The 12,377-nt window shown below is 66.8% G+C and carries 10 protein-coding genes; 9 read left to right on the top strand and 1 reads right to left on the bottom strand.

The genetic code is table 11. The annotated features are described in order from the left end of the window. Position 1: 1 nt before the first annotated feature. A complete protein-coding gene (locus AC1DS5_RS14665; RefSeq protein WP_477718980.1) occupies positions 2 to 895 on the bottom strand; it encodes a LysR substrate-binding domain-containing protein in 894 nt (297 codons plus the stop codon). 123 nt (positions 896 to 1,018) lie between these two features. On the opposite strand from AC1DS5_RS14665, the gene AC1DS5_RS14660 reads away from it, so the two are divergent. From AC1DS5_RS14660 to AC1DS5_RS14620, 9 genes are all read left to right on the top strand, one after another. After that, positions 1,019 to 2,029, top strand: coding sequence for a Bug family tripartite tricarboxylate transporter substrate binding protein (locus tag AC1DS5_RS14660; protein ID WP_477718979.1), 1,011 nt, complete (start codon positions 1,019 to 1,021; stop codon positions 2,027 to 2,029). A 190-nt stretch (positions 2,030 to 2,219) separates the two neighbouring features. After that, complete coding sequence (locus AC1DS5_RS14655) at positions 2,220 to 3,104, top strand: HTD2 family dehydratase (RefSeq protein ID WP_477718978.1); 885 nt, start codon at positions 2,220 to 2,222, stop codon at positions 3,102 to 3,104. 32 nt (positions 3,105 to 3,136) lie between these two features. After that, a complete protein-coding gene (locus AC1DS5_RS14650; protein WP_477718977.1) occupies positions 3,137 to 4,300 on the top strand; it encodes an acyl-CoA dehydrogenase family protein in 1,164 nt (387 codons plus the stop codon). A 27-nt stretch (positions 4,301 to 4,327) separates the two neighbouring features. Next, a complete protein-coding gene (locus tag AC1DS5_RS14645; RefSeq protein ID WP_477718976.1) occupies positions 4,328 to 5,518 on the top strand; it encodes a CaiB/BaiF CoA transferase family protein in 1,191 nt (396 codons plus the stop codon). Positions 5,519 to 5,568: 50 nt separating this feature from the next. Further along, the gene (locus tag AC1DS5_RS14640) at positions 5,569 to 6,957 is read left to right on the top strand and encodes an MmgE/PrpD family protein (protein ID WP_477718975.1); all 1,389 of its coding nucleotides are present in this window, start codon (positions 5,569 to 5,571) and stop codon (positions 6,955 to 6,957) included. Continuing rightward, positions 6,954 to 7,847, top strand: coding sequence for an HpcH/HpaI aldolase/citrate lyase family protein (locus AC1DS5_RS14635; RefSeq protein WP_477718974.1), 894 nt, complete (start codon positions 6,954 to 6,956; stop codon positions 7,845 to 7,847). Before AC1DS5_RS14640 ends, AC1DS5_RS14635 begins: the two co-directional genes overlap by 4 nt. Before the next feature lie 178 nt (positions 7,848 to 8,025). After that, positions 8,026 to 9,018 (top strand): tripartite tricarboxylate transporter substrate binding protein BugD, encoded by a 993-nt coding sequence (locus AC1DS5_RS14630; RefSeq protein WP_477718973.1) that lies wholly within the window; start codon positions 8,026 to 8,028, stop codon positions 9,016 to 9,018. A gap of 388 nt (positions 9,019 to 9,406) precedes the next feature. Continuing rightward, positions 9,407 to 9,874, top strand: coding sequence for a (2Fe-2S)-binding protein (locus AC1DS5_RS14625; protein WP_477718972.1), 468 nt, complete (start codon positions 9,407 to 9,409; stop codon positions 9,872 to 9,874). A 119-nt stretch (positions 9,875 to 9,993) separates the two neighbouring features. Further along, positions 9,994 to 12,369 (top strand): xanthine dehydrogenase family protein molybdopterin-binding subunit, encoded by a 2,376-nt coding sequence (locus AC1DS5_RS14620; RefSeq protein ID WP_477718971.1) that lies wholly within the window; start codon positions 9,994 to 9,996, stop codon positions 12,367 to 12,369. Positions 12,370 to 12,377: the final 8 nt, after the last annotated feature.

The raw sequence follows: 12,377 nt of genomic DNA, 5'->3' as shown, positions 1-12,377 counted from the left end.
GTCAGCCGCGGTAATGCGCGCACAGGGTGTCGATCAAGGCCTGGGCGTAGGCCGGCAAGGCGGCCTGGTCGCGCACGAGGATGTAGCGCTCGCGCACGCTCCACTCGTCGGTGAGCTCGATCAGCGCCAGGTTCATCGTGTCCCGGTTGCGCCGGGCCGCCGACTCCGGCACGATGCCGATGCCCACACCGCTGCCTATCATGCGGCACATCGCATCGAAGCTGGTCAGCTGGATGCGCAGCTTGAGCGGCTTGCCCAGCGACTCCGTCACCGTGGCCAAAAAAGTCTGCAGCGTGCTGCCGTGGTGCATGCCCACCGCGTCTTCGTCCAGTGTCTCGGCAAAGGCAATGGTCTTGCGCCCGGCAAAGCGGTGCTGGCGCGACGTGACCAGCACCAGGCGGTCGGTGCTGAAGTGGATGGCCTGCAGCCCCAGCGTATCGACCCTGCCGGCCACAATGCCGATGTCGGCACGGCCGTCCAGCACGCCCTTGGCGATCTCAGCGTTCGGTTTTTCCTGAAGGTCCACATTCACGCGGGGGTTGTCCGCGAGGAAGCCGGGCAGGATTTCCGGCAGGAAATCCGTCACCGCGGTGGTGTTGGCGAAAACCCGCACATGGCCGCGCAGGCCGCCCCCGTACTCCTGCAGGTCGACACGCAACTGGTCCACCTGGCGCAGCACCCCCCGGGCGTGGTGCAAGAACGCTTCGCCGGGCGGCGTCAGGCGCACGCCACGGGCTTCGCGGTACAGCAGGGGCTGGCCCGCCTGGGTTTCCAGCGACTTGATGCGGCTGCTGGCCGCCGCCAGTGACAGATGCTGGCGCTGGGCCGCCCGCGTCAGGCTGCCCTCGTCCGCCACCATCACAAACAGCCGCAGATCCGTGAGGTCGAATTTCATCGCACCATGCTAGCGCAAACGCTGCAAGCCTTCAATAAATCCGAAGCCTTGGTTTGAAAATCAGTGATTGCATTGAGGCACGGCTACAGCGACCATCAGTGACCCCACAATGGAGTTCAAAGCATGCATCGTCTTCTGCTGAGCAAGAAATTGAGTCGTCGGGTTTTCGCCGCCAGCCTGTGCGCGGTGCTGATCCCCGGTACCGCGGTGCTTGCCCAGTCGCCCTACCCGAACCGCCCCATCGTCATGATCGTGCCCCAGGCCGCCGGCGGCACCAACGACATCGTGGGCCGGCTGGTGAGCCAAAAGCTCGGCGAGGTGCTGAACAGCCCGGCCGTCGTGGAGAATCGCCCCGGCGCCGGCGGGAACATCGGCACCCAGGCGGCGGCCAAGGCGCCGAAAGACGGCTACACCCTGCTCATGACCATCAGCAGCAGCCAGGCCATCAACCCGGCGCTCTACAAGAATGCCGGTTTCGATCCGGTCCGCGATTTCAAACCCGTCAGCCTGATTGGCGCCGTGCCCAATGTGCTGCTGGTGCACCCTTCGTTTCCGGCGAAGTCGGTCGCCGAACTGGCCGCGCTGGCCAAGGGCAAGCCGGGCCAGTACCAGTACGCCTCGGCCGGCAACGGCACGCTGAACCACCTGCTCGGCGAAATGCTGGGCAGCATGGCCGGCATCAACCTGCAGCATGTGCCCTACAAGGGCGTGGCCCCGGCGCTGAACGACGTGCTGGGCGGGCAACTGCCCATGCTGTTTGCCAGCCTGCCATCGGCGCTGTCGCACATCAAGGCAGGCAAGCTGCGTGCGCTGGCCGTCAGCGGCGCCAACCGCTCGCCGGTGCTGCCCGATGTGCCGACCATTGCCGAAACCGTGCCCGGCTACAACGGCACGCTGTGGATCGGCCTGTTCGCCCCCGCCGGCGTGCCGCCGGACGTGCTGGCCCGGCTGCAGGACGGCATGGCCAAAGCGCTGGCCGCCAAAGACCTGCGCGACAAGCTGGAGCAGCAGGGCGTGGAACTGGCGGGCCCGTCCGAGCGGCCGGTGACGCCGGAGCAGTTCGCCGCGCTGCTCAACGACGACATCGCCAAATGGGCGCGCATCGTCAAGTCCTCCGGCGCCTCGGTCGATTGACCCGCCTGCCGAACGGGCGATGAACACTAAGAGCCGCTAACAAAACCCAGCGCAGCGGTCCTGGCTAGGCGTGCCGCCGCAGACAGTGCTGTAGCACGGCAAGGCGGCACAACGACGCCAGGAGGGTTTTGTTCGCGGCTCTAAACGATGAACTCCAAACCCTGAACTCCAATCTCACCCTGAAGCGATCATGAGCACTGACATCCGCACCCTCGACGCCGCCACCCTGGCCCATCTGCAAGGCTGGGTCGGCAAGACCGAAACCCTGGCCGACGACATCACCGCCGCGCCGGTCCGCGCGCTCTCGGCCACGCTGGACCGCGACGATGCACCGCCCGTACCCGGCACGGCGCTGCCCCCGCTGTGGCACTGGCTGTATTTTTTGCCGCAGCATCGCCAGAGCGAGATCGGCCCGGACGGCCATGCGAAGCGCGGCGGCTTCCTGCCGCCGGTGCCGCTGCCGCGCCGCATGTGGGCCGGCGGCCGCCTCAACTGGCAGCCGGGCAACCCGCTGGTGGTGGGCGAGGCGGCCCGGCGCGTCTCGCGCATCGAGTCCGTGACGCACAAGGCCGGCCGCACCGGCGACCTGCTGTTCGTGCTGGTCAGGCATGAGCTGCACAACGCCCGAGGCCTGGCACTGACCGAGGAACACGACATCGTCTACCGCGCCAACCCGCAGCCCGGTGACCCGGTGCCGCCCCCGGTGGCGGCGGAGCAGGGCGCGGACTGGCAGCGCGAGATCGTGCCCGACGACGTGCTGCTGTTTCGCTATTCGGCGCTGACCTTCAACGGCCACCGCATCCACTACGACCGCAAGTATGTGACCGAAGTCGAGGGCTACCCCGGCCTGATCGTGCACGGCCCGCTGATTGCGACGCTGCTGGTGGACCTGGTGCGCCGCCATGTGCCGGATGCCTTTGTCAAAAGCTTTTCCTTCAAGGCGGTGCGGCCCACCTTTGACCTGCATCCGTTCCGCCTGCATGGCCAGCCCTCGGCCGATGGCAAGACCGTGAAGCTCTGGGCCGCCGACCACGACGGCTGGCTCACCATGCAGGGCACCGCCGAACTCGCCTGAACAGCCCTCCAACCAAACACCCTACGACCGCCATGATCAAGACCGCCACCGACCAATACCAGGACATCCGCGATGCCGTGCGCGCACTGTGCGCCGAGTTCCCGGACGAATACCACCGCAAGATCGACGAGCAGCGCGCCTACCCCGAGGCCTTTGTCGATGCGCTGACCAAGGCCGGCTGGCTGGCCGCGCTGATCCCCGGCGAATATGGCGGCTCCGGCCTGGGCCTGGCCGAGGCCTCGGTGATCATGGAAGAGATCAACCGCTCCGGCGGCAACTCCGGCGCCTGCCACGGCCAGATGTACAACATGGGCACGCTGCTGCGCCACGGCTCCACGGCGCAAAAGGAGCTGTACCTGCCCAAGATCGCCAGCGGCGAATGGCGGTTGCAGTCGATGGGCGTGACCGAGCCCAGCACCGGCACCGACACCACCAAGATCAAGACCACGGCCATCAAGAAGGGCGACCGCTACGTGATCAACGGCCAGAAGGTCTGGATCTCGCGCGTGCAGCACTCCGACTGGATGATCCTGCTGGCGCGCACCACAGCGCTGGCCGAGGTCAAGAAAAAATCCGAGGGCATGTCGATCTTCATGGTCGACCTGCGCCAGGCCGAGAAATCCGGCATGACGGTGCGGCCTATTCCCAACATGGTGAACCACGAGACCAACGAACTTTTTTTCGAGAACCTGGAAATCCCCGAAGAGAACCTGATCGGCCAGGAAGGGCTGGGCTTCAAGTACATCCTGGACGGACTGAATGCCGAGCGCACGCTGATCGCCGCCGAGTGCATCGGCGACGGCTACTGGTTTCTCGACCGGGTCACCAAATATGTGGGCGAGCGCGTGGTGTTCGGCCGCCCGATCGGCCAGAACCAGGGCGTGCAGTTCCCGATTGCCGAGGCCTACATCGAGGTCGAGGCCGCCAACCTGATGCGCTACAGGGCCTGTGCGCTGTTCGATGCCGGCCAGCCCTGCGGCGCAGAGGCGAACATGGCCAAGTACCTGGCGGCCAAGGCGAGCTGGGAGGCGGCCAATGCCTGCATCCAGTTCCACGGCGGTTTCGGTTTTGCCAACGAATACGACGTGGAGCGCAAGTTCCGCGAGACGCGCCTGTACCAGGTGGCGCCGATCTCGACCAACCTGATCCTGAGCTACGTGGCCGAGCACCTGCTGGGCCTGCCCCGCTCCTTCTGAAGCTCTTTCTGATTTCCGGAGACATCCATGCCCCGACCGCTTGACGGCATCACTGTCGTTTCCCTCGAACACGCGATCGCCGCGCCGTTCTGCACCCGCCAGCTGGCCGACCTCGGCGCCCGCGTGATCAAGATCGAACGCCCCGGCGTGGGCGACTTTGCGCGCGCCTATGACCAGCGTGTGCGTGGCCAGGCCTCGCACTTTGTCTGGACCAACCGCTCCAAGGAAAGCCTCACGCTGGACCTCAAGCAGCCCGCGGCGCTGGCCGTGCTGAAGGCATTGCTGGCCAAGGCCGACGTGCTGGTGCAAAACCTCGCGCCCGGCGCCACCGCGCGCATGGGGCTGGGCTATGAAGCGCTCAGCCAGGACCATCCCGGCCTGATCGTCTGCGACATCTCGGGCTACGGCGAAGACGGCCCCTACCGGGACAAGAAAGCCTACGACCTGTTGATCCAGAGCGAGGCCGGCCTACTGTCGATCACCGGCACGGCCGAGGAGCCGTCCAAGGCCGGCAACTCGATGGCCGACATCGCCGCCGGCATGTACGCCTACACCAGCGTGCTGGCGGCGCTGCTGCTGCGCGATAAACGGGGTGGGACCGGCAAGGGCTCGCACATCGACGTGTCCATGCTCGAATCACTGGCCGAATGGATGGGCTACCCGCTGTATTACGCCTTTGAAGGCGCCCCGCCGCCGCCGCGCACCGCCGCCTCGCATGCCAGCATCTACCCCTACGGCCCGTTCCAGGCCGGTGACGGCGGCACGGTGATGCTGGGCCTGCAGAACGAGCGCGAATGGAAAGTGTTTTGCGAGGTCGTGCTGCAGAACGCCGCGCTGGCCACCGACCCGCGCTTTGACAGCAACGCCCGTCGCAACGAAAACCGCGATGCGCTCAAGGCCATCATCCTGGCCGCCTTTGCCGAGCTCGGCACCGCCCAGGTCGTGGCACGGCTGGACGAAGCGCAGATTGCCAATGCCCGCATGAACAGCATGGCCGAGGTCTGGGCGCACCCGCAGCTCAAGGCGCGCGAGCGCTGGCAAAACGTGGGTTCACCGGCGGGTGACATTCCTGCGCTGCTGCCGCCGGGCCGCAACAGCAGCTTTGACTACCGGATGGACGCCATCCCGGCCGTCGGCCAGCACACCGACACCATCCTGCGCGAGCTGGGCCGCGACGAGGCCGCCATTGCCGGACTGCACGCGGCCCAGGCTGTTTAACCCTTTAACCCTATTGGCCTTGTGCCGATTGCACTCACAAGGATGACCCGATGAGTTCTCCCACCGCCCAGCTGGCCGCTTTTGCCGCCGGTCTGACTTTCGAGGCCATTCCCGCGCCGGTGGTGCGCAAGGCCGAAGACCTGCTGGTCGACTGGTTCGGCTCGGCGCTTGCCGGAAAGGGCGCGCGCCCGGTGGAGACCATCGCGCGCTTTGCTGCGCAGATGGGGCCGCAGCCAACGCGCAGCGGCAGCGCGCTGCCTGCCGGCACCTCCGAAGTGCTGATCAACCGCGGCTGCACCAGCCCCTACCTGGCGGCCATGGTCAACGCGGCCGCCTCGCACGTGGCCGAGCAGGACGACGTCCACAATGGCTCGGTGTTTCACCCCGCCACGGTGGTGTTCCCGGCGGCGCTGGCAGTGGCCCAGGCGCGGCGCGCCAGCGGCCGGCAGCTGCTGACGGCATCGGTGGCAGGCTACGAGGTCGGGATTCGGGTGGGCGAGTTCCTGGGCCGCTCGCATTACAAGGTGTTCCACACGACCGGCACCGCCGGCACCCTGGCGGCGGCCGCCGCGGCGGGCCATCTGCTCGGGCTCACGGCGCAGCAGATGCAGCACGCCTTCGGTTCGGCCGGCACGCAGTCGGCCGGGTTGTGGGAGTTCCTGCGCACCGCGGCCGACTCCAAGCAGCTGCACACCGCGCACGCTGCCGCGGCGGGGCTGATGTCGGCCTACCTTGCGCAGGGCGGATTCACCGGCGCGGCGCAGATCTTCGAAGGCCCGCAGGGCATGGCGGCCGGCATGTCGAGCGATGCCGATCCTGCCCGGCTCACCGCGGGTCTCGGCACCCGCTGGGCCACGGCCGAAACCTCGTTCAAGTACCACGCATCCTGCCGCCACACACACCCGGCCGCCGACGCGCTGCTGCAGGTGATGCAAACCCACCACCTCCAGCCCGACGACCTGGCCAGCGTGGTCACCCACGTGCACCAGGGCGCGCTGGACGTGCTGGGGCCGGTGACGCATCCCGCCACCGTGCACCAGAGCAAATTCTCCATGGGCACGGTGCTGGCGCTGGTGGCGCGCTTCAGCCACGCCGGCCTGGCCGAATTCGACCGGCACTTCCACGATGCCGCCACGCAAAGCCTGCGCGACCGCGTGACCATGGTGCTGGACGCCGAAGTGGACAGCGCCTACCCGCAGCGCTGGATTGGCAAGGTCACGGTGACCACGACCGATGGCCGGGTACTGCAAGGCCGCGTCGATGACCCCAAGGGCGACCCCGGCAATACCCTCAGCCGCGAGGAGATCACCGCCAAGGCCTTGCGGCTGGCGGCTTACAGCGGTGCCGCCGCGCCTGCCGAAATGCAAGCCGCCATCGATGGCCTGTGGGCCATGGCGCGGAGCCCGCGACTGGGGCCGCTGCTCGGGGGTGTGGCATGACAACCGGCCCGGCCCCCGCGCCCGCTATTGCACCCGCTATCGCACCCGCAGTCGCGCGCGCCCACGCCCTGCTTTTTGTGCCCGCCAACCGGCCGGAGCGCATTGCCAAGGCGCTGGCCAGCGGCGCCGGCGCGGTGATTGTGGACCTGGAAGACGCCGTGCCGCCGGATGCCAAGGCAGCCGCCCGCGATCAGCTGGCGCAGGTGTTCGCGGGCCTGGGCGCGGCGGAACGCGCGCGCCTGCTGGTGCGCATCAACGCCGGCAGCACGCCCTGGCATGCCGGCGACCTTGCACTGGTGGGCCGGCTGGCCGCGCAGGGCTTGGCCGCCGTGATGGTGCCCAAGGCCGAATCTGCAGCAGACCTGGCACAAGTGGCCGCTGCGGTCGGCCCGGCATGCGGCCTGCTGCCGATAGTGGAGTCGGCTGCCGGGCTGGCGGCCGCGGATGCGCTGGCGCACAGCCCGCAGGTCGTCCGGCTGGCGTTTGGCAACCTCGACTTTCAGGCCGACCTGGGGCTGGCCTGCGAACCGGACGAGGCCGAGCTGGTGTCGGTACGCCTGGCCCTGGTGCTGGCGTCGCGCCGCGCCGGGCTGCCGGCGCCGGTCGATGGCGTCACCCCCGACATCGGCGACCTCGCGGCGCTGCAGGCCACCGCAGCCCGCAGCCGGCGCGGCGGCTTTGGCGCCAAGCTGTGCATTCATCCTGCCCAGGTGGCCCCGGTCAATGCGGCGCTGGCGCCCAGCGCGGCCGAACTGGACTGGGCGCGCCGCGTCATTGAAGGCAACGACAGCGAGCGCGGCGGGGTGTTCGTGCTGGATGGCCGGATGGTCGACGCCCCGGTAGTGCGGCGGGCCCGGCAGCTGCTGGCGCAGGCACCCGGGAATCCATGAGCCGCATGAACCGGTGAACCGGCGGGCCGTCTCAAGCAAAGGATCAGGCAAGGGGTTTCTCCGATTGCGCTGCCTGACCTCAGCGCCCAAGATGAGATCACAGGGTGGCAGCGCCCCCGCTCCCGCCAGCCGGCCCGGCAGCAACCATTTACAGCATTTACAGCAAGGAAGACACACCATGATCAAACTCAACACCGTCAAAACCGTGCTGGCGGCTTGTACGGCAGCGCTGGCGCTGTCCGTCCACGCGCTGGCCTTCAGCCAGGCCTTCCCCGACAAACCCGTCACCCTGGTGGTGCCGTTCGCGGCCGGTGGCCCGACCGACGTGCTGGCCCGCATGATCGCCATTCCCATGGGCAAGTCCCTGGGCCAGACGGTGATCGTTGAAAACACGGTCGGCGCCGGCGGCACGATTGCGGCCACCAGGGTGGCGCGCGCCACCCCCAATGGCTACACCCTCTTTATCCACCACATGGGCATGGCCACCGCGCCGGCGCTGTACAAAAAGCTCAGCTTCGATCCGCTGAAAGACTTCGAGTACATCGGCCAGGTGGCGGATGTGCCGATGACGCTGCTGGCGCGCAAGGACTTTCCCGCCAACAACCTCAATGAGCTGCTGGCCTACGTGAAGACCAACAAGGAAAAGGTCTCGCTGGCCAATGCCGGCCTGGGCGCCGTGTCGCACCTGTGCGGCCTGTTGTTCATGAGCCAGATCGGCGTGGACCTCAACACCATTCCCTACAAGGGCACCGGCCCTGCCATCAACGACCTGCTGGGCGGCCAGGTGGACCTGCTGTGCGACCAGACGACGCAAACCGTGCCGATGATCAAGGACGGCCGCGTCAAGGTCTTCGGCGTGACCTCGCTCAAGCGCCTGTCGGCGCTGCCGAATGTGCCCACGCTGGACGAGCAGGGCCTCAAGGGCTTTGAGGTCAAGGTGTGGCATGGCATGTATGCACCCAAGGGCACGCCGGCACCGGTGCTCGACAAGATCAACGCCGCACTGCGCGCCGCCATGCGGGACCCCGCGGTCAAGCAGCGCCTGGCCGACCTGAGCTCGGACATCGTGCCCGAGGACAAGATGACCCCGGCCGCCCTGAAGAGCCACCTGGAAGCCGAGATCAACAAATGGAGCCCGGTGATCAAGAAGGCGGGCGTGTACGCTGACTGAACCGGATTTGAACCGGATTTGAACCTGTTTTGAACCCGCTCGCATTTCACTTCGCCACCACGGCTGAATGATGAAATTGGGGTGATAAAACCGGCTGCGGCCCCTCACGGATGGCCGCAGCCGGCGATTGATTTCAGGCCGCTTCCAGGCCATCGCCCGCTGCCACTCCACGGCAGGTCCAGCGGCATTGGCCTGCGGCTCGGACGGGGGTTCCGTTCTGCCCCCGGAAATCCCGAAAACATGGCCTCGCCTTGCAGCCTGACACGTATTGTTCCAATTTGAGAATTTCACCAGGACCTGGCACGCATGCTAGGGTTTAACCTAGGGATGTCCGTCGTCAGTGATCCAACAATGAGCCCTCAGCCCCAAGCCAACAGGAGACTCGCCCATGCAAGTTCAACTCACAGTCAACGGGAAATCGTCCAGCATTGAGGCCCCGCCCAACACCCTGTTGGTGCAGGTGTTGCGGGAACATCTCAAGCTCACCGGAACCCATGTGGGCTGCGACACCGCCCAATGCGGCGCCTGCACCGTCATCATGAACGGGCGGGCCGTCAAGTCCTGCAACATCCTGGCGGCCCAGGCGGCTGGCGCCGAGATCACCACCATCGAAGGCCTGGCCAAGGCAGATGGCACGATGCATCCGATGCAGGCCGCCTTCAAGGAGTGCCACGGCCTGCAATGCGGTTTTTGCACCACCGGCATGGTGATGAACGCCGTGGACCTGTGCACGCACCACCCCCAGGCCACGGAAGCCGAAATCCGCGAGCTGCTGGAAGGCAATATCTGCCGCTGCACCGGCTACCAGAACATCGTCAAGGCCGTGCAGCAAGGCGCGGTGGCGATGACGGCCTGAAGACCTGACGCGGCGAGGTGTCCCGTTCACGCCGCCGGAATTTTTGACACGTTGAAACGCCCCACCTGCGCGGGCCAGCGCCACACCAAGTTAGCCATCTTTCCCAGGGAGTACACAACATGGGTGCATCCGACTTCATCAACCTGCCGACGATTGGCACGTCCGTTCGCCGCAAGGAAGACTACCGCTTTCTCACGGGTGGCGGCCAGTACACCGATGACATCACGCTGGCCAACCAGAGCTATGCAGTGTTTGTGCGCTCCCCGCATGCGCATGCCCGGATCAGGAGCATCAGTACGGCGCAGGCCAAGGCCGCGCCGGGCGTGCTGGGCGTGTTTGTCGGCGAGGACGTCGCGGCCGACAAGATCAACGGCCTGCCCTGCGGCTGGCTGATTACCAGCATCGACGGCACCCCGATGAAGGAGCCGCCGCACCCCATCCTGGCGCAGGGCAAGGTGCGTTATGTCGGCGACCATGTCGCCATGGTGGTGGCCGAAACGCTGGAGCAGGCCAAAAATGCCGCCGAGCTGGTCGAGGTGGACTACGACGTGCTGAGCGCCGTGGTCAAGGTCACGGATGCCGCGAAAGCCACGGCGCTGCACGAGGCCGCACCCGACAACCACTGCTACAAATGGGCGATAGGCGACAAGGCGCAGGTTGACGCGGCTTTTGCCGGGGCGGCGCATGTGACCAGACTCGACCTGATCAACAACCGCCTGGTGCCCAACGCGATGGAGCCGCGCGCCGTGATTGGCTCCTACAGCCGGGCGACCGATGAATACACGCTGTACGTGGCCAACCAGAACCCGCACGTGGAGCGCCTGCTGCTCACCGCGTTTGTGATGGGCCTGCCGGAGCACAAGGTGCGCGTCATTGCACCCGATGTCGGCGGCGGCTTCGGCTCCAAGATTTACCTCTACGCCGAAGATGTGTGCCTGACCTGGGCCTCGAAAAAGCTCAACCGCAACATCAAGTGGACGGCCGACCGCAGCGAAGCCTTTGTCAGCGACGCCCATGGCCGGGACCATTCCAGCCATGCCGAAATGGCGCTCGACAAGGACGGCAAATTCCTCGCGCTGCGCGTGCACACCGACGCCAACATGGGCGCCTACCTGTCGACCTTTGCGCCGGCCATCCCGACCATTTTGTATGCCACGCTGCTGGCCGGCCAGTACACCACGCCGCAGATTTATGTCGAGGTCGATGCCTGGTTCACCAACACGACACCGGTGGACGCCTACCGCGGCGCCGGCCGGCCCGAAGCGACCTATCTGCTGGAGCGGCTGGTCACGCGCGCCGGCTGGGAACTGGGCCTGGCGCAGGATGAAATTCGCCGGCGCAACATGGTGACGCAGTTCCCCTACCAGACGCCGGTGGCGCTGCAATACGACGTGGGCGACTTCCGCGCCTTGCTGGAACGCGCCAACGAGCTGGCCGACGTGGCCGGTTTTGCCCAGCGCAGAACCGCAACCGAAGCGAAGGGCAAACTACGCGGCATGGGCTACTCGAGCTACATCGAAGCTTGCGGCCTGGCGCCCAGCAACATCGCCGGCGCCCTCGGTGCCCGCGCCGGCCTGTTCGAGTGCGGCGAGGTGCGGGTTCACCCCACCGGCAGCGTGACCGTGTTCACCGGCTCGCACAGCCACGGCCAAGGCCATGAAACCACGTTCTCCCAGGTGGTGGCCGCCCGTCTGGGCATTTCGGTCGAACAGGTGGACGTGGTGCATGGCGACACCGGGCGTGTGCCTTTCGGCATGGGCACCTACGGCTCGCGCTCGCTGGCGGTTGGCGGCACGGCCATCATGAAGGCGCTGGACAAGATCGAGGCCAAGGCCAAGAAAATCGCCGCCCACCTGATGGAAGCCAGCGACGCCGATGTGGAGTTCGCCAACGGGGAGTTCACCATCAAGGGCACCGACAAGAAGGTGACCTTCGGCCAGGTGGCGCTGACGGCCTATGTGCCGCACAACTACCCGCTCGACAAGCTGGAGCCCGGCCTCAACGAGACGGCGTTCTACGACCCGACCAACTTCACCTTCCCGGCCGGCACCTACATCTGCGAGGTCGAGGTCGACCCCGCCACCGGCGAAGTGCGGGTGGACCGTTTCACCGCGGTGGACGACTTCGGCAACATCATCAACCCGATGATTGTCGAAGGCCAGGTGCAAGGGGGGCTGGTGCAGGGCATTGGCCAGGCGCTGATGGAAAACTGCGTGTACGACCAGGAATCCGGCCAGCTGCTGACCGGCTCCCTGATGGACTACGCGATGCCGCGTGCCGACGACATGCCCAACTTCACCCTGGCCACGCTGTGCACGCCGTGCAGCCACAACCCGCTCGGCGCCAAGGGCTGTGGCGAGGCGGGCGCCATCGGGTCACCGCCGGCGGTGATCAACGCCGTGCTCGATGCGCTCAAGCCGCTGGGCGTGACCGACTTCGACATGCCCGCATCGCCCGGCCGTGTCTGGGAAGCTATCCAGGCCGCCAAACACTGACCCCTTCC

This window comes from Polaromonas sp. P4_H1, from assembly GCF_056400945.1.
This window is presented reverse-complemented; position numbering and strand designations above follow the sequence as displayed.

Excerpts from the sequence above, each read along its gene's own strand:
- AC1DS5_RS14665 (WP_477718980.1), bottom strand. The coding sequence starts at position 895 with ATGAAATTCGACCTCACGGATCTGCGGCTGTTTGTGATGGTGGCGGAC.
- AC1DS5_RS14660 (WP_477718979.1), top strand. The coding sequence starts at position 1,019 with ATGCATCGTCTTCTGCTGAGCAAGAAATTGAGTCGTCGGGTTTTCGCC.
- AC1DS5_RS14655 (WP_477718978.1), top strand. The coding sequence starts at position 2,220 with ATGAGCACTGACATCCGCACCCTCGACGCCGCCACCCTGGCCCATCTG.
- AC1DS5_RS14650 (WP_477718977.1), top strand. The coding sequence starts at position 3,137 with ATGATCAAGACCGCCACCGACCAATACCAGGACATCCGCGATGCCGTG.
- AC1DS5_RS14645 (WP_477718976.1), top strand. The coding sequence starts at position 4,328 with ATGCCCCGACCGCTTGACGGCATCACTGTCGTTTCCCTCGAACACGCG.
- AC1DS5_RS14640 (WP_477718975.1), top strand. The coding sequence starts at position 5,569 with ATGAGTTCTCCCACCGCCCAGCTGGCCGCTTTTGCCGCCGGTCTGACT.
- AC1DS5_RS14635 (WP_477718974.1), top strand. The coding sequence starts at position 6,954 with ATGACAACCGGCCCGGCCCCCGCGCCCGCTATTGCACCCGCTATCGCA.
- AC1DS5_RS14630 (WP_477718973.1), top strand. The coding sequence starts at position 8,026 with ATGATCAAACTCAACACCGTCAAAACCGTGCTGGCGGCTTGTACGGCA.
- AC1DS5_RS14625 (WP_477718972.1), top strand. The coding sequence starts at position 9,407 with ATGCAAGTTCAACTCACAGTCAACGGGAAATCGTCCAGCATTGAGGCC.
- AC1DS5_RS14620 (WP_477718971.1), top strand. The coding sequence starts at position 9,994 with ATGGGTGCATCCGACTTCATCAACCTGCCGACGATTGGCACGTCCGTT.